Consider the following 15,399-nt stretch of genomic DNA (forward strand, 5'->3'; position numbering starts at 1 on the left):
TGCGTTGTTCGCTGCAAGTGGCGCGCATTTTAGGCATGGCCCGAGGGGGCGTCAACCCCTCAAGCCAATATTTTTTCAGGTTTTTTTCTATTTCCGCGAATTCTCTGGGCTGGCGGCCCGGATGGATATTTTCCGGGGCCTCGGGATCCCCGGACAGCCTTGCCGTTGCGCCCCATTGTCGCCATGCTCAAGCGGATCTGCTTCGATTGAGTTGCCCTGCCGACTGTGGCATAACGATATCCACCCCCGTCGATGGAGAGAGATTTTGTCTACCACGCTGATTGTCGCCCTGGTTGTCGGCGGCCTTGCCATAGTCATCGCCATCGGCTTCTTCAGCCAGGCGGTGGAGCGCGCCCGTCTCGAGAAGGCCCGGGCGGTGGCGGAGCTGCATGCACGGTGGAATCACTGCAACGGGATCAATGCCGCACTGCCCGGGCAATTCATGAGCCCCGACCTGAAGAAACTGCTGCTGACAGTGGAAGCCGCGCTGCTGGAGCGTCTGCTCAGTCACGATCCGCGTCACGAAGCCGCTGGCAGGCTGGCCAAGGTGCGTGAACAGCTGGCCGGCGCAGGTGCCTCGGCAGGCAACCCCGAGATGAACATCAGCGATGAGACGGCGGCGCAGAAAGTACGCCAGCAGCTGGGCGAGCTGCTGCGTGTTCTGGAGCTGGCTCGCCAGGATGGACTGATCGATGATGGAACGCTGCTTCGCTGGTCGCAGAAGATCCGCCGGCAGCGCACCGAGGTGACCCTCAACATGCTCCGTGCCCTGGCCGAGGCCGCCATGCAGGCCGGCAAACCACGGGTGGCCAAGCTGCAATATGAGAGAGCGGTCGCCTATCTGAGCAAGCAGGGCGCGAACGCCCCGGCCGATCAACTGGCCGTCTTCCGTCATCTGCTCATTCAGGCCGAGCAGGCGGCTGCCCAGATGGAGCGGGCAGCGCCGGGTACGGCCCTGAGTGAAGGGGTGCAGGCGCTGGAGGAGGATGATCAGGCGTGGCGCAAGAAAGCCCTGTACGATGACTGAAATCCACTGACGGAGCCCTCCGATGTCCCTGACCCTTTACGGCGCCATCCTGTCGCCGTACGTACGCAAGATCCGTATCCAGCTCGCGGAACAGCAGATCGAACATGAACTGGTACCCCAGACACCCTTCAACCAGCCGGACTGGTTCTTCGATATCAGTCCGCTGGGCCGGATCCCTGCGCTGAAGGATGGAGAGCTGGGGCTGGCCGACTCCTCGGTGATCGCCCAGTACCTGCAGGAAACCCGGGGTGGCAAGCCGCTGTTCGGCTCATCACCGGAGCAGGCGGCCCGGGTGCGCTGGCTGGAAAAGTATGCCGACTATGAGCTGGGGCGGCTCGCCACCCAGGTGATCTACATCAATCGCATTCTCAAGCCGGTGATGGGCGGGCAATGTGATGAAACTGCCGTGGCGGCGGCCCTCGAGCAGTTGCCGGCGCTGTTCGACTATCTGGAAGCACAGCTGGGCGATCAGCACTACTTCCTCGGTGAGCAGCTGAGCATGGCGGACATTGCCGTGTGCAGTCAGCTGATCAATCTGGCCCATGCCGGTGAGCTGATCGACGAGATGCGCTGGCCGGGTCTGTCCTCCCTGCTCAGCCGGCTGACCTCACGCAGCAGCGTGAGCAGCCTGCTGCCGGAGGAACATCAGCTGGTCGCCAGGCTTACCGGTCGAGCCTAGCCCGCCGCGATTACTGCCCGTCAGGCGTGCAGCTGAGCTGGGCGCAGGTGTCGGACTTCGGCACCTGCTGGCTGCACTGCCTTGCCGCCGCCGCAGCTGATGCACACCCGCTGAGCTCCAGGCCGGTTGCCAGATTGTTCCAGCCGGGCTGGAAGTCGGGGAAGTCGTTGACCAGTTGCTGGAACTGCTCCAGCGCAGCGGGGCGTTTGTCCCCGGCCCAGAGCGTGTTGCCCAGACCGAAGCGGGCGGTGGGCTGGTCAGGCCACTGCTCCACGGCGCTGCGATAGGCCGCTTCGGCGCTGTGCAGGCGACCGGTCTGTTCCAGATCACTGGCGGCTCTGAGATAGGTCAGGGGACGGGCTGTGGCCGGCAGCTGACCGGGCGGCAACATTACCCGGGCCCAGTAGTCCGCGCGGCTCCAGGTCCGCATGAAGACATGGAAGGGTTCGCGCTGGGCCTTGTTGAGGCCGCTGTGTACCAGCATCTCGCGGGCGTTCAGGTCATACCCCACCACAACGGCGTAGTGCCATTGCGGATACCAGTTGAAGGCGAGATTCTGCATCACCAGTACGGGATTGCCAGCGGCGAGCTCGGTCAGGATGGCCTGCAGATCCTTGTCCAGCGGGTAGACCAGCAGGTCCCGCTCTCGCGCGGCGGAGATCATTTCCACCTGCAGCGTGCCCTTGCGTTCGGGCAGATAGACACGGTCCTTCAGCGAGTCAGGGGTGGCGGCGACGCCACGGTGATTGAGGACCATGGCCAGGGACGCGGGACCGCACTGGTACGCGTCCTGGGCATGGAAGGGGACATCCTGCAGCAGTATCCGATCGGGCAGATGGGCCAGTTCGGTCGCCTCAGGCATGACCATCGGTGAGCGCCCTGCGCAGGCAGACAGCAGTACCGTCAGGCCGAGCAGGGCGAGGGGTTTGAGGATCTTCAGCACTTAGCGATTGATGCAGTTCACGAAGCGGAAGATGTTGGTGGCGCAGAGCATGTCGGTGATGATGAAGATCACCAGGAACAGCACGATCACACCGAGAATACCGGCACCGGCAGGTGCTTCGTCGAGCTGGGCATTGAAGTAGGCGAGCTCGTCGGCGGTCAGACTGTTGATTCGCTGTTCGACCTGCTCGGGAGATACCCCCATGCTGGCCAGCTTGTCCTGCACGGCCTGGTCGTCAAGCATGGCCTTGAGCTGGTCGCGGTCGACACTCAGTTGCTGCTCGGCAATCACCTCATGGGTGGAGGTCATGGCGGCCTGGGTTGCCTGGGCGTGCAGGCTCACCATGCTGGTGAACATGAACAGCGCAGCCATGAAGATGGACAGGTAACGCCGTACTGCGGATGTATGCTTCATGATGGTACTCCTGAGTCGAATTGATGTTGTTTTGTCTACGACGGTGACATTCCTGTGACCACGGGTTGACCGAGGCGGTTCAATCACCATCCGATGCGATCTCGCAATTGGTAGTACCAGGCGCCCAGTGCAGTCAGGGGAACACGCAGCAGACGGCCGCCGGGGAAGGGATAGTGGGGCAGGGCGGCGAAGGCGTCGAAGCGCTCGGCCTGACCACGTATGGCTTCTGCCAGTACCCTGCCGGCGACGTGGGTAAAGGTCACACCGTGCCCGCTGCAACCCTGCGAGTAGTAGATATTGCTGCCCAGGCGGCCCATCTGCGGCAGCCGTGACAGGGTCAGGAGGAAGTTGCCGGTCCAGGCGTAATCGATCTTCACATTCCTCAGCTGCGGGAAGGTGCGCACCAGGTTCGGTCGTACCAGTGCCTCGATATCCGCCGGATCACGGGCCCCGTAGACCACGCCGCCGCCAAAGATCAGCCGCTTGTCTGCGGACAGCCGGTAATAATCCAGCAGATAATTGCAGTCCTCCACGCAGTAATCCTGGGGCAGCAGGGAGTGGGCCAGCTCCTCGCCGAGGGGCTCGGTGGCCACCACCTGGGTGCCGCAGGGCATGGATTTCGCCGCCAATGACGGCAGCAGGTCGCCCAGGTAGGCGTTACCGGCTACCACCAGGAAGCGGGCGGTGACCTGCCCGTGTTCGGTATATGCAACAGGGCGCTCGCCAGGCTGCACGCGCATCACGGCCGACTGCTCGTGAATGATGCCGCCAAGGGACTCCACTGCCGCCGCCTCGCCGAGCACCAGATTCAGGGGGTGGATATGACCGCCGCCCATGTCCAGCGAACCGCCGACATAAAGGTCGGTATTGACCACTCCGCGTATCCCCGACGCGTCCAGCAACTCGACCCTGTCGTAGCCGTAGCGCCGCCACAGCGCCTGCTGCTCCTCCAGCGCCTTGAGCTGACGGTGGTTCACGGCGGCAAACACCCCGCCGTCCTTGAGGTCGCAATCGATGGCGTAGCGGCGCACCCGGTCGCGGATTATCTGCCCGCCTTCGAAGGCCATTTCCCCCAGCAGGCGCGCCTGCCTCGGCCCCACCTGCTTCTCCACCACGTCCAGATCGCGGCTGTAGCTGTTGACTATCTGCCCGCCGTTGCGCCCGGACGCCCCGAATCCCACCCTGGCCGCTTCCAGCACTGTTACCCGGAAGCCCTGCTCCAGCAGGAACAACGCGGTCGAGATGCCGGTGTAGCCCGCTCCGATCACGCAGACGTCGGTTTCATGGGCACCCTGCAGGGCAGGGCGCTCCGGGGCGGGGCTGGCTGAGGCGGCGTAATAGGAATGTGGATAGGGTGTGTGACGCATGCAACGCACCTCGTTCGTTATTTTTTACATTGCATGCATGCTACCGCGGGGCGCACGGCAGCGCCAGAGGCGAGTGCAGGGCAAGCCTGCCGGGAATGTCGCGCACGAGCCCCGAGTGCGACCGGGCACGGGAACGTGCTGGTGCAAGCCCGTCCCCGGGGGCCTGATCAGCGTGCGGCCTTGGGCAGGCCGCGGGTCATGATGATGCACAGCAGGGACAAGCCGAGCATGATGGCGATGGCGTGGAAGGCATCGTTGTAGGCCATGATCTGCGCCTGCTGACGTACCTGGCCATCCAGCAGACGCAGGGCCGCTTCAGCACTGCCCAGATGCTCGGTCAGCAGCGTCAGGCGCTCGGCGGCGGCGGGGTTGCCCGGGGTCACGTGGCTGCGCAGGATGTCGAAGTAGTAGGCCGCCCGGCTGTCCAGCACCGTGGCCAGCATGGCAATGCCCATGGCACCACCCAGATTGCGCAGGATGTTGTAGAGACTGGAGGCGGAGCCCGCCTGGGATGGCGGAATCATCGCGGTGGCGATGATCGACAGGGGCACCAGCACCAGGGGCTGGCCCATGGCACGCAATATCTGGATGGCAATGAACTGATCCCCGGCAAAATCCGGATTCAGGGATCCGCTGAGGAAACTGCCGGTGGCAAACAGCAGAAAGCCGGTCGCGCAGATGAAGCGTGGCGGAATGTGCCGCATCAGCACCGGCACCAGCGGAATCAGCAGCAGCTGCGGCAGGCCCAGCCACATGATCACCTGGCCGATCTGCAGGGCGTTGTAGCCCTGGATCTGTGCCAGGTACACCGGCAACACGAATACCGTCCCGTAGAGTCCGACCCCCAGCCCTATGTTGGCCAGACTGCCGAGCAGGAAGTTGCGCTGGGTCAGCAGCCGCAGGTTGACCAGATGGTTGTCCCGCGACAGCTGCAGGATGACGAAGCACGCCAGACTGATCAGCGCGATGCTGCCGAGGGTGATTATGTAGCTCGATTCCAGCCAGTCCTCCCGATGGCCTTCCTCGAGACACACCTGCAGGCAGCCCAGACCGATCGCCATGGTGACTATGCCGGCATAGTCACCCTTGCGCAGCAGCTCCCAGCGCGGGGGGCTGCGGTCCAGCCCGTAGAGCAGCCCCAGGGTCATGAGTGCGCCGGGGACCACGTTGATGTAGAAGATCCATTCCCAGCCGAAGTTTTCGGTCAGCCAGCCGCCGATGGTCGGGCCGATGGAGGGGGCGAAGGTGGCGGTGATGGCGAACAGCGCCATGCCCTTGGGGCGTATGTCCAGCGGCAGCTTGGTCAGCACCAGGGAGAAGGCGAAGGGGATAAGGGCGCCCCCGGCCAGTCCCTGCAGTACCCGAAACACGATCATGCTCTGCAGGCTCCAGGCCATGGAGCAGAGCAGGGAGGCGATGACAAAGAGCACCGAGATGCTGACCGCAAAACGCCGTGGTGACAGCACCATGGCCAGCCAGGCCGCCAGCGGAATGATGATGATCTCCGCGACCAGATAGGAGGTGGATATCCAGGAGCCTTCCTCGATGGTGGCCGACAATGCGCCCTGGATATCCTTCAGCGAGGAGTTGATGATCTGGATGTCCAGAATCGCCATGAAGGCGCCGAGGATGGCGCTGAGAATGGCAATCCAGTCTCGCCTCGTGGGTGGCGGTATATAGCCGGGGGCCAGGGTGTCAGTCACGCAGATCGACCTTCACGCTGACGGACATGCCGGGACGGATCAACTGTGCCAGCGGATGCTCGTCGGCCAGCACTACCTTGATCGGAATGCGCTGTACCACCTTGGTGAAGTTGCCGGTGGCGTTGTCCGGCGGCAACAGGCTGAACTGGGCGCCGGAGGCCGGGAACAGGCTGTCGATGTAGCCCTCTACCGGCTGATCGTCGAAGGCGTCGAAGATCAGGGTGGCGCGCTGGCCCTTGTGCATGCGCTTGATCTGGGTTTCCTTGAAATTGGCCTGGACCCACAGGTCCCTGTCCGGTACCAGGGACAGCAGATGCGCGCCGGGCTGCACGTTCTGCCCCGGGCGGACGCTGCGCTGTCCGACCCGGCCTGCCACCGGGGCGCGAATCTCGGTGCGGGAGAGGTCGATCTCGGCGGCGGCGACGTCGCTTTCCGCTGCCTGGACCAGGGCTGCCAGGCGCTCGATATCCGCGCTGAGGGTGTCCTTGCCGAGTATCTGACTCTGCAGCTCGGCCTGGGCACCGCGGACCTGGGCCTTGGCCACATCCAGCTGGGCGCGGAAGTTGCTCAGTTGCTCCTCGGAGGCGTAACCGGACTGGCGCAGGGGCAATATGCGCTGGATATCCAGCTCGATCCGCCGCTGTTCGGCCTGGCGTGCCTGCAGAGCCGCTCTGGCAGCTTCGATCACGCTGTCCTGACGGGCGAGCTGCGCGCGGGCCTGCTGATGCTCGGCCCGGCGGGTGGCCAGATTGGCGCGGGCGCGGGCCAGCAGGGTAGTGAAGTCGCGGTCATCCAGGCGCACCAGCAACTCGCCGGCGGTCACGCTCTGGTTGTCGGTTACCAGCACCTCGGTGACCTGGGCAGCCAGCTGGCTTGAGATACGGGTGATATCACCCTGAACATAGGCGTTGTCAGTGCTCTGGTAATGGCGGCCGACCAGCCACCAATGGGCGAACAGGGCGGCAGCCACCACGGCTACCAGGAACAGAAAGAGGAACAGTCGTTGGCGAACACGTGCCGGCATTGTGGATTTCCCTGATTATTCTTTTCATGCGGTACCCTGTTCTGCACTCTACCACTGTTCCCCCGTCTCCTATCGGCGCTAGAATCTGGAAACTTTGTTGCATCACAGGAACAGTGACGTGGGACTGGACGACGCCCTGATCTTTACCCGAGTGGTGGAATGCCACAGTTTTACCAATGCCGCGCTGATGCTGGGCATGCAGAAGTCCACGGTCAGTCGCCGCATAGCGCAGCTGGAGGAGCGGCTTGGTGTGCGCCTGCTCAACCGGACCACCCGCAAGCTGCGGCTGACCGAGGTGGGGGAGGCCTATTATGAGCGCTGCCGGCAGATCATGCAGGAATTCGCCGAAGCCGAAGAGGCGATCATGCAGCTGCAGAGCGAACCCACCGGATTGCTGCGGATCACCTCGACCATCGAATTCGGCCAGCTGCTGCTCGGTGCCGTGGTTGGCGAGTTCGTGGGCCGCTATCCCAACCTGCAGGTGGATGTGGAGCTCACCAGTCGCCATATCGACCCGGTGGAGGAGGGCGTGGATATCGCCATCCAGCTGGGGCGGCCACAGGATTCCAGCCTGGTGGCGCGGCCGCTGCTGCTCAGTCCGCGACAGCTGTTCGCCAGTCCCGCCTATCTGGCGGAGTTCGGCGAGCCGAAGCGGCCGGAGGATCTGAGCCGCCATCGCTGCATTCAGACCCTGATCGACGAGGGCCGCAAGTGGCAGTTTGTCGAACCCTGCGTGAACGTTCCGGTACCCCATGCGGTTACGGTGAACAACATCACCTTCGCCCGGGAGGCGGCCGCAGCCGGCGGCGGAATCATCAACGTGCCGTCCTTCATCGCCCAGCCGCTGGTGGAAGAGGGAAGGCTGTGCCGGGTGCTGGCAGACTGCGTGCTGCCATCCACCCAGCTCTATGCCCTGTACCCCTCCCGTCGTTTCCAGTCGATGAAGGTCAAGACCTTCATCGACTATCTTCTGGAGAAGCTGGAGCAGCGGGTCAAGGACAGGGTAGAGACCACCGATGATCCGCTGGTAAAATTGCCGACCACCTGAATTACCCATCCGGCCTTTCAGGCCGTCGTTATCGAGATATTCCATGACCGTGCGTACCCGTATTGCTCCGTCGCCGACCGGAGACCCCCACGTAGGCACTGCCTACATCGCCCTGTTCAACCAGTGCTTCGCTCGCCAGCACGGCGGTCAGTTCATCCTGCGTATCGAGGACACCGACCAGGTGCGCTCCAGCGCCGAATCGGAAAAGCAGATCCTCGACTCCCTGCGCTGGCTGGGGCTGGATTGGGACGAGGGCCCGGATGTTGGCGGTCCCCACGGCCCCTACCGCCAGAGCGAGCGCAGCGAGATCTACCGTGAACACAGCGAGCTGCTGATCAGCAAGGGCCACGCCTTCCGCTGCTTCTGCACCGCCGAGCGTCTGGATCAGCTGCGCGCCGAGCAGATGGCCAACAAGCAGACCCCGGGCTACGACGGTCACTGCCTGCATCTGAGCGAAGACGAGGTGAACCGCCGGGTCGCCGCCGGCGAGCCCCACGTGGTGCGCATGAAGGTGCCCGAGCACGGTGTCTGCGTGGTCAATGACATGCTGCGCGGGGAGATCGAGATTCCCTGGGAGCAGGTGGACATGCAGGTGCTGATGAAGGCCGACGGTCTGCCCACCTACCACCTGGCCAACGTGGTTGACGACCACCTGATGCAGATCACGCACGTACTGCGCGGCGAGGAGTGGATCAACTCCGCACCCAAGCACATCCTGCTGTACCGCTATTTCGGCTGGGACATGCCGCAGTTGTGTCACATGCCGCTGCTGCGCAACCCGGACAAGAGCAAGCTGTCCAAGCGCAAGAACCCGACCAGCATCATTTTCTACCAGCGCATGGGCTATCTGCCCCAGGCGCTGCTCAACTATCTGGGGCGCATGGGCTGGTCCATGCCCGATGAGCGCGAGAAGTTCTCCCTGAGCGAGATGGTCGAGCACTTTGACATCCAGCGGGTATCGCTCGGCGGGCCGATCTTCGACGTGGAGAAGCTGGCCTGGTTGAACGGCCAGTGGATCCGAGATCTGTCGGAGCAGGACTTTGTCGACGCGGTGCAGACATGGGCGCTGAACAGCGACTACCTGCGCCCGCTGGTACCCCTGGTGCAGAGCCGGGTGGAAACCTTCAGTGAACTGGTGCCTCTGGCCGGCTTCTTCCTGACCGGTCGGGTCGAGCTGCAGATCGAGCAGTTCGCCCACAAGAAGCTGTCCCAGGACGAGGTGCGCAAGGCGCTGCAGCTGCTGCTGTGGAAGCTCGAGGCCCTGCGCCAGTGGGACAAGGACGGCATTACTGCCAACATCCAGCAGGTGGCCGAGGTGCTGGAGCTGAAGCTGCGCGATCTGATGCCGCTGCTGTTTGTTGCCATCACCGGGCAGGCCAGTTCGGTCTCGGTGCTGGACGCCATGGCCCACCTCGGACCGGACCTGACCCGCTATCGCCTGCGTCAGGCCCTGGAGCTGCTCGGCGGCGCCTCGAAGAAGGAGGTCAAGGCCTGGGAGAAGCTGATCTAGGCCCGGACGGGGAAAGGGCCATTCGCGCCTGCCGCCGGAACGCCTGCCGCCGGAACCGCTCTGGCCCGCAGGCCGCGGAAAATCGGCCCTTTGCCCTTAAGTCGCTGTTTTATTGAATTTATTTGTTGACAGAAGTTGGTGGGCGCCCTAATATGCGCCCCGTCCAGAACGACGGGGCTATAGCTCAGCTGGGAGAGCGCTTGCATGGCATGCAAGAGGTCCGCGGTTCGATCCCGCGTAGCTCCACCAAATTTTTGGTCATCGCCTGGCGGTGACCTGTTTTACACTAGCCGGTATGCTTTACTGCATATCTGGTGAAGAAACGATACCAGCAATCGTTTCGAGAAGGGTTTGCGTCCCCTTCGTCTAGTGGCCTAGGACACCGCCCTTTCACGGCGGTAACAGGGGTTCGAGTCCCCTAGGGGACGCCACTTTTTACCGACACTTCGGTGTCGGGGTCGAAAGACCATAGGGGCTATAGCTCAGCTGGGAGAGCGCTTGCATGGCATGCAAGAGGTCTGCGGTTCGATCCCGCATAGCTCCACCAATTTCTCAAGGGCCGACACTCGTTGTCGGCCCTTTTTTTTCGTGTCCGAAAAAGGGGAAGCTCATGGCCGATCTGGACCGGGCGGCAGCCTGCCTTGCACAGGCCAGCCGGGTAGTGGTGTTCACCGGAGCCGGTGTCTCCGCCGAGAGTGGTATTGCCACCTTCCGTGATGCCCAGACCGGGCTCTGGGCCCGCTTCGATCCCCAGCGCCTGGCCACCCCTGAGGCCTTTCTGGCTGATCCCGAGCTGGTATGGGGCTGGTACGAATGGCGTCGTGCGCGGCTGGCGCAGGTCTCGCCCAACCCGGCCCATCAGGCCATCGCCGAGCTGGCCGGGCAGGTGGCGCAGCTGCAGGTGGTTACCCAGAACGTGGATGATCTGCACGAGCGGGCCGGCAGCCGCTCAGTGATCCACCTGCACGGCAGCATCCAGCAACCCCGCTGCTTCGATTGCGCCCGCCCCATGGCCATTCCGGTAGCCGAGGTCATGGAGAATGGCCAGCGTCTGGCTCCGCCCCGTTGCCCGCTGTGTAACGGCCTGGCCCGTCCGGGGGTGGTGTGGTTCGGTGAAAGCCTGCCGCAGCAGGCCTGGGAGGCTGCCTGGGAGGCGGTGTCGACCTGTGACCTGTTGCTCTCGGTGGGTACCTCCGGCGCCGTCTATCCCGCTGCCGGGCTGCCCCGGCGCGCGCTGGAGCAGGGCGCCAGGGTCATCCATGTCAATCCCGAGCCAGTAAGTACCCATGCTCCCGGGGAGCTGGCGCTGACCGGCAAGGCTGGACAGGTGCTGCCGCGCCTGCTGACCGCCGCTTTCGGATGAGTGGCGCGCCAGTCGACGAAATCACCCCGGAGCGCACGGCGCTGCGATTAGACTGCGAAGATCATTCGTCACTGCGGAGCAATCGATATGATCACCCGAAATCGCGTCTGTCTCTGGTATGACGGGGCCGCGCTGGAGGCGCCCACCTTCTACGCCCGGACCTTCCCCGACAGTCATGTGGGCAACGTCTTCCGCGCACCCACCGACTACCCCGCCGGCAGCGCCGGGGATGTTCTGACAGTGGACTTCACCGTCGCCGGCATTCCCTGCCTGGGATTGAACGGCGGACCGGCTTTCCACCACAGCGAAGCCTTCTCGTTCCAGATCGCCACTGAGGATCAGGCGGAAAACGATCGGCTGTGGCACGCCATAGTGGACAACGGCGGTCAGGAAAGCGAATGCGGCTGGTGCAAGGACAGGTGGGGGCTGTCCCGGCAGATCACCCCGCGGGTGCTCTCGGAAGCCCTGGCGCATCCGGACCCGGCGGTGGGCAAGCGGGCATTCGAAGCCATGATGACCATGCGCAAGATCGAGGTAGCGGCGATCGAAGCGGCGATCAGGGACGAGCGCTGAGTGCCCCGGCCCTGATATTCAAGGATTGCCGGGTGGCTCCACCCGGAGGTGACCCAGTACCGCGGTGACCAGCGCTGGCAAGCGGTCGGCTGCCAGCAGCTCTTCCGACAGCAGGCGATCGATCAGCAGTTGTGACAGCCCGTGAACCAGGGCCCAGGCTGCCAGGGTCCCGCTCCGTTCCCCGTCATCCGCTGTCGTCTGCTCGCGCAGCAGACCGAAGGCTGCCGCGGCCGCCTCTGCCAGCAGTTCCGGCCGCCGGCGGTCCAGCTCCGGGCTGAACATCAGTTTGTACAAAGACGGATTCTCCACAGCAAAGCCGACATAGGCCTGGCCCATGCCCTGCAGGGTGCCGGTGGCTTTTTCGGCGGCGCGCAAGCGTGAGGTCAGCTCGTCGAATCCGTCCGTGGCCAGCGCGATCAGCAGCTCCTCGCGACTGGTGAAGTGCCGGTAGGGCGCGGCGTGGGAAACGCCGACCCGGCGGGCCAGTTCACGCAGGCTCAGCGAGCTGGGCCCGTTCTGTTCCAGTGTTTGCCGCGCGGCCTGTAACAGCGCCTGGCGCAGATCCCCGTGGTGATAATCCGATTCTCTGGTTTTCAATGTTGACAGTGCCTACTTTGAGGTCCAATGTTTATAGTGCCTACATTACAGGAGGTCACCATGATTTTCTTCCTTGCATTGCTTGTTCTTACCGTTCTGGCCTGGCTTGCGGGGTGGCTGGGTGTGGTTTCGCTGCGGCAGGGGCGGGCCTGCATGCGGCTGGCCCTGGCGCTGGCGCTGATGTTCTTCGGAGCGGATCACCTGCTGGTACCGGAGCGCTACCTGCCGATGATCGAGAGCTGGCTGCCCCACGCGGAACTGGTGGTGGGGCTGACCGGCCTGTGCGAGATTGCCGGTGGTCTGGGTCTGCTGATCCCGCGTCTGCGCCGTGCAGCGGGCGCCGCGCTGGGTGTGTATTTCATCGCCGTGTTCCCGGCCAATGTGCATAACGCCCTGCAGGGATTGAATGTGCAGGGACTGCCTGCCAGCGACTGGTACTACTGGGTGCGGCTGGGATTCCAACCGCTGGCGGTCTGGTGGGCGCTGTTCTGTAGCGGCCTGATCGACTGGCCCCGGCACCATCGACCGGCCACTGCAACTGGGACGGCGGCCCATTCCTGAGATCAATGGAACGGAGCGGGGGACCAGGGCCTGCGGGCGCAGAGGGGGAACCGGGCAGGGGCTGGGGCCTCGAAAGGGGTACAGTCCCTGCAATCGGTTCCATCGACCATGATCATCTCTCCTGACAACCCGGATCCGCCGCACCTCGAGCCGGATGTGTCCATCTTTGGTTCACCAAGGGATCGACTGGCGTTCTACCGGCGTGAGATCCACCATGAAATCAGCAATCTGTCCGGGCGCACCAATACCTTCCTCACGGCGCAGTCCTTCCTGGTGATCGCCTACGCCTCCTCCATGGGCAATACCAACCCGGACTGGGGCCCCCTGTTCACTCTGGTGGTGCCCGCGCTGCTCGCCCTGGCTGTTCGGTGGCTTCTGGATGGTGCTGGGAGGCTTTGCCCTGATCATCCAGCTGGGCTGATGCCCCTTGGCGTGTCCCCGGGCAGCGTCTATTACTGAACCATGACGGGGCCATATGCACGGGAGACCCTGATGGAAAGATTCACCGCTGGCTGGCTCAGACTCCGGCGGATGTGGCTGCCCTGTCGAGAATCTCGTTGAACTCCAGCACATTGCGGTCCGGGTCCCGGATGAAGCACACATTGCGTCGTCCATGTCCCATTACCAGCGGGCCCTCACTGATCGGAATCTGCTCCCGGTGGAGCCAGGCTACCAGCTCATCCATGCTGTCGATGATGAAGGCAGCGTGGGTGTAACCCGGGTATTTCACCGGGGCGTCCAGCAGCACGTTGCCTGCCTGTGCCGCCTCGCCGTTATAGATCAGATGGATGCGCAGGCCGGTCGGGTGTTTCAGACCACAGGCCCTGGCGGCCGGCGCAAACTCCTCCGGATCGCGCTGGAAGCCGAGCCTGGCGTAGAAGGCTTCGGCCATCGCCAGATCGGTTACCCGGATACCGATGTGATCAAGACGCAGGTTGGTGAAGTTCATGGTGGCTACTCCTCGACAGCGGCACGCAGGCCGGTGCTTGTCTGCTGGAAGGGGACAAACCCCGGCAGCTGCTCGATGCAACTAAGCCAGCGGCGGACATGCGGGTAAGGTGCAAGGTCCACATTGCCTTCAGGGGCGCTCGCGGTATAGCTGTACAGGGCGACATCGGCGATGCTGGGCTGCACCGTGCGGGCCAGCCACTGCCAGCGCTCCAGGGTGTGCTCCATCACTGCCAGGGTCGCATGGGCTCGTTGCATGACTTCCCGGGGATCGAAGTGGGCTCCGAATACCGTGATCAGGCGCGCGGCGCACAAACCATAGGCGACCTTGCCGGCGGCTACGGCGAGCCAGCGCTGAATCTCGGCCTCCACAGCGGGCTCGCCGGGTAACCAATGCGAAGGGCCGATTCGGCGCGCGACATACAGGAGAATGGCCAGCGAATCGGCAATGATGATGCCGCTGTCCTCCAGCACCGGCACCTCGCCGAAGGCATTGAGCGCGAGAAATTCCGGCCGTCGGTGTTGCCCGGCAGCAAGATCCACGTCGATCAGTTCGTGGGGCAGGCCACTGAGGGAGAGGAAGAGGGCGGCCCGGTGGGCGTGCCCGGACAGGGCATAGTGATAGAGTTTCATGACCGTTGATCTCCTGAATGGGGTACGGTCATTCTGTCCATTGCGGAGCGGTGAGAGAATCAGCCAGTCTGGCACTTCACTATTGCGAAAAACGATACCAATCGAGGTCGAATTCATGGACCGGCTGCGCACACTGCGTACCTTCATCAGCGTTGCCGAGCATCGCAGTTTTGCCGAAGCCGGTCGTCGGCTGAGCCTGTCACCGACGACGGTGTCACGCACCATTGCTGCGCTTGAAACCAGTCTGGGTGTCCAGCTGCTGCGACGAACCACCCGCAGTGTCAGCCTGACCGAGGAAGGGGCGTTGTTTCTCGACCACTGCCGGGCCGGTATTTCCGAAATTGAACAGGCCTACGATGTTCTGCAGGGGCGCCGCTCCGCGCCGAGCGGACTGCTGACGGTGACCGCCCCGGTCCTGTTCGGTCGCCTGCATATCCAGCCGGCCGTCACTCAGCTGCTGGCCAGCTTTCCCGAGCTGCGGGTACGGCTGCTGTTGCTGGATCGGGTGGTGAGCCTGGTGGAGGAAGGCGTGGATGTCGCCGTGCGTATCGCCGAACTGCCTGACAGTGCGTTGCACATGACCCGGGTCGGGGAGGTCCGCCGGGTATTCACTGCCAGTCCGGCATATCTGGCTGTCTATGGCCGGCCGACGTCACTGGCAGAGCTGGCCCAGCATCAGCTGATCTGGGTGGAGGATGAGCTCGGTCCGCACCGTGGCTGGGGGCTGGACGAGGTCCGCCGTTCCGGTCATGCCCCCAGGTTCTCGGTGAACAATACCGAGGCGGCGGTGGCAGCGGCAGTGGCGGGTCTCGGGGTGATCCGTACATTGTCCTATCAGGTAACAGAGCAGCTTGCCAGCGGGCAGCTGGAGCTGCTGCTGGCCGAGGACAATGCACCCCGGTTGCCGGTGTCCCTGCTGTTCCAGGGCGGCCGCCGCAATCACCCCAATGTGCGGGCTTTCATCGACGCGGTCCGGCAGCACCTGCGCACGCGGACACTGTAGGGCTGG

Annotated in this window: 16 protein-coding genes, 3 tRNA genes and 1 pseudogene; 12 read left to right on the top strand and 8 right to left on the bottom strand. The window is 63.8% G+C overall.

The window, feature by feature from the left end:
* Positions 1–265 precede the first annotated feature (265 nt).
* Positions 266–1,027: a hypothetical protein gene (locus BM046_RS07305; protein ID WP_090538450.1), complete on the top strand. Its 762-nt coding sequence runs from the start codon at positions 266–268 to the stop codon at positions 1,025–1,027.
* 22 nt (positions 1,028–1,049) lie between these two features.
* The gene (locus tag BM046_RS07310; RefSeq protein ID WP_090538451.1) at positions 1,050–1,706 is read left to right on the top strand and encodes a glutathione S-transferase family protein; all 657 of its coding nucleotides are present in this window, start codon (positions 1,050–1,052) and stop codon (positions 1,704–1,706) included.
* Between the two features lie 10 nt (positions 1,707–1,716).
* Here BM046_RS07310 and BM046_RS07315 read toward each other — a convergent pair whose 3' ends face one another.
* The 5 genes from BM046_RS07315 to BM046_RS07335 all read right to left on the bottom strand — a co-directional run bounded on the left by BM046_RS07315 (position 1,717) and on the right by BM046_RS07335 (position 7,157).
* A complete protein-coding gene (locus tag BM046_RS07315; protein ID WP_218150013.1) occupies positions 1,717–2,649 on the bottom strand; it encodes a PA2778 family cysteine peptidase in 933 nt (310 codons plus the stop codon).
* A complete protein-coding gene (locus tag BM046_RS07320; RefSeq protein WP_235818607.1) occupies positions 2,650–3,021 on the bottom strand; it encodes a PA2779 family protein in 372 nt (123 codons plus the stop codon).
* Positions 3,022–3,146: 125 nt separating this feature from the next.
* Complete coding sequence (locus tag BM046_RS07325) at positions 3,147–4,430, bottom strand: NAD(P)/FAD-dependent oxidoreductase (RefSeq protein WP_090538453.1); 1,284 nt, start codon at positions 4,428–4,430, stop codon at positions 3,147–3,149.
* A gap of 167 nt (positions 4,431–4,597) precedes the next feature.
* Positions 4,598–6,133 carry a DHA2 family efflux MFS transporter permease subunit gene (locus BM046_RS07330; RefSeq protein ID WP_235818595.1) on the bottom strand — a complete coding sequence of 512 codons (1,536 nt, stop codon included), beginning with the start codon at positions 6,131–6,133 and terminating at the stop codon, positions 4,598–4,600.
* A complete protein-coding gene (locus BM046_RS07335) occupies positions 6,126–7,157 on the bottom strand; it encodes an HlyD family secretion protein (RefSeq protein WP_090538455.1) in 1,032 nt (343 codons plus the stop codon). Before BM046_RS07335 ends, BM046_RS07330 begins: the two co-directional genes overlap by 8 nt.
* Before the next feature lie 118 nt (positions 7,158–7,275).
* Between BM046_RS07335 and BM046_RS07340 the strand changes: the two genes are divergently transcribed.
* From BM046_RS07340 to BM046_RS07370, 7 genes are all read left to right on the top strand, one after another.
* Positions 7,276–8,205, top strand: coding sequence for a LysR family transcriptional regulator (locus tag BM046_RS07340; RefSeq protein WP_090538456.1), 930 nt, complete (start codon positions 7,276–7,278; stop codon positions 8,203–8,205).
* Between the two features lie 43 nt (positions 8,206–8,248).
* Entirely contained in the window at positions 8,249–9,715 is a 1,467-nt protein-coding gene (gene gltX, locus BM046_RS07345) for a glutamate--tRNA ligase (protein WP_090538457.1), read from the top strand.
* A 173-nt stretch (positions 9,716–9,888) separates the two neighbouring features.
* Positions 9,889–9,964 (top strand) — tRNA-Ala (locus tag BM046_RS07350).
* Between the two features lie 106 nt (positions 9,965–10,070).
* Positions 10,071–10,146, top strand: a tRNA-Glu gene (locus BM046_RS07355).
* A gap of 40 nt (positions 10,147–10,186) precedes the next feature.
* A tRNA-Ala gene (locus BM046_RS07360) sits at positions 10,187–10,262 on the top strand.
* Positions 10,263–10,325: 63 nt separating this feature from the next.
* Positions 10,326–11,078 (top strand): SIR2 family NAD-dependent protein deacylase, encoded by a 753-nt coding sequence (locus BM046_RS07365; protein ID WP_090538458.1) that lies wholly within the window; start codon positions 10,326–10,328, stop codon positions 11,076–11,078.
* An 87-nt stretch (positions 11,079–11,165) separates the two neighbouring features.
* A complete protein-coding gene (locus tag BM046_RS07370) occupies positions 11,166–11,651 on the top strand; it encodes a VOC family protein (protein ID WP_090538459.1) in 486 nt (161 codons plus the stop codon).
* A gap of 18 nt (positions 11,652–11,669) precedes the next feature.
* On the opposite strand, the gene BM046_RS07375 is transcribed toward BM046_RS07370, so the two are convergent.
* The gene (locus tag BM046_RS07375; RefSeq protein WP_090538460.1) at positions 11,670–12,248 is read right to left on the bottom strand and encodes a TetR/AcrR family transcriptional regulator; all 579 of its coding nucleotides are present in this window, start codon (positions 12,246–12,248) and stop codon (positions 11,670–11,672) included.
* A 60-nt stretch (positions 12,249–12,308) separates the two neighbouring features.
* Between BM046_RS07375 and BM046_RS07380 the strand changes: the two genes are divergently transcribed.
* Positions 12,309–12,809: a DoxX family protein gene (locus tag BM046_RS07380; RefSeq protein WP_218150014.1), complete on the top strand. Its 501-nt coding sequence runs from the start codon at positions 12,309–12,311 to the stop codon at positions 12,807–12,809.
* Positions 12,810–12,917: 108 nt separating this feature from the next.
* Positions 12,918–13,169 (top strand): annotated as a pseudogene (locus BM046_RS07385) (hypothetical protein); the annotation flags it as partial.
* A gap of 157 nt (positions 13,170–13,326) precedes the next feature.
* Here the strand turns inward: BM046_RS07385 and BM046_RS07390 are convergent.
* Together BM046_RS07390 and BM046_RS07395 are read right to left on the bottom strand one after the other, a co-directional pair.
* Entirely contained in the window at positions 13,327–13,758 is a 432-nt protein-coding gene (locus BM046_RS07390) for a VOC family protein (RefSeq protein ID WP_090538461.1), read from the bottom strand.
* Between the two features lie 5 nt (positions 13,759–13,763).
* The gene (locus tag BM046_RS07395) at positions 13,764–14,390 is read right to left on the bottom strand and encodes a glutathione S-transferase family protein (protein ID WP_090538462.1); all 627 of its coding nucleotides are present in this window, start codon (positions 14,388–14,390) and stop codon (positions 13,764–13,766) included.
* Positions 14,391–14,505: 115 nt separating this feature from the next.
* On the opposite strand from BM046_RS07395, the gene BM046_RS07400 reads away from it, so the two are divergent.
* On the top strand, positions 14,506–15,393 hold the full coding sequence (locus tag BM046_RS07400; RefSeq protein ID WP_090538463.1) for a LysR family transcriptional regulator: 888 nt from the start codon (positions 14,506–14,508) through the stop codon (positions 15,391–15,393).
* The last annotated feature ends 6 nt before the right edge of the window (positions 15,394–15,399 follow it).

It is taken from the genome of Halopseudomonas formosensis, from assembly GCF_900115905.1.
GTDB classification, from domain to species: Bacteria; Pseudomonadota; Gammaproteobacteria; order Pseudomonadales; family Pseudomonadaceae; genus Halopseudomonas; species Halopseudomonas formosensis.

Bases quoted from the DNA above. Each gene is read 5' to 3' on its own strand.
- BM046_RS07310 (WP_090538451.1), top strand. From the start codon at position 1,050: ATGTCCCTGACCCTTTACGGCGCCATCCTGTCGCCGTACGTACGCAAG.
- BM046_RS07320 (WP_235818607.1), bottom strand. From the start codon at position 3,021: ATGGCTGCGCTGTTCATGTTCACCAGCATGGTGAGCCTGCACGCCCAG.
- BM046_RS07325 (WP_090538453.1), bottom strand. From the start codon at position 4,430: ATGCGTCACACACCCTATCCACATTCCTATTACGCCGCCTCAGCCAGC.
- BM046_RS07335 (WP_090538455.1), bottom strand. From the start codon at position 7,157: ATGCCGGCACGTGTTCGCCAACGACTGTTCCTCTTTCTGTTCCTGGTA.
- gltX (WP_090538457.1), top strand. From the start codon at position 8,249: ATGACCGTGCGTACCCGTATTGCTCCGTCGCCGACCGGAGACCCCCAC.
- BM046_RS07365 (WP_090538458.1), top strand. From the start codon at position 10,326: ATGGCCGATCTGGACCGGGCGGCAGCCTGCCTTGCACAGGCCAGCCGG.
- BM046_RS07370 (WP_090538459.1), top strand. From the start codon at position 11,166: ATGATCACCCGAAATCGCGTCTGTCTCTGGTATGACGGGGCCGCGCTG.
- BM046_RS07380 (WP_218150014.1), top strand. From the start codon at position 12,309: ATGATTTTCTTCCTTGCATTGCTTGTTCTTACCGTTCTGGCCTGGCTT.
- BM046_RS07390 (WP_090538461.1), bottom strand. From the start codon at position 13,758: ATGAACTTCACCAACCTGCGTCTTGATCACATCGGTATCCGGGTAACC.
- BM046_RS07395 (WP_090538462.1), bottom strand. From the start codon at position 14,390: ATGAAACTCTATCACTATGCCCTGTCCGGGCACGCCCACCGGGCCGCC.
- BM046_RS07400 (WP_090538463.1), top strand. From the start codon at position 14,506: ATGGACCGGCTGCGCACACTGCGTACCTTCATCAGCGTTGCCGAGCAT.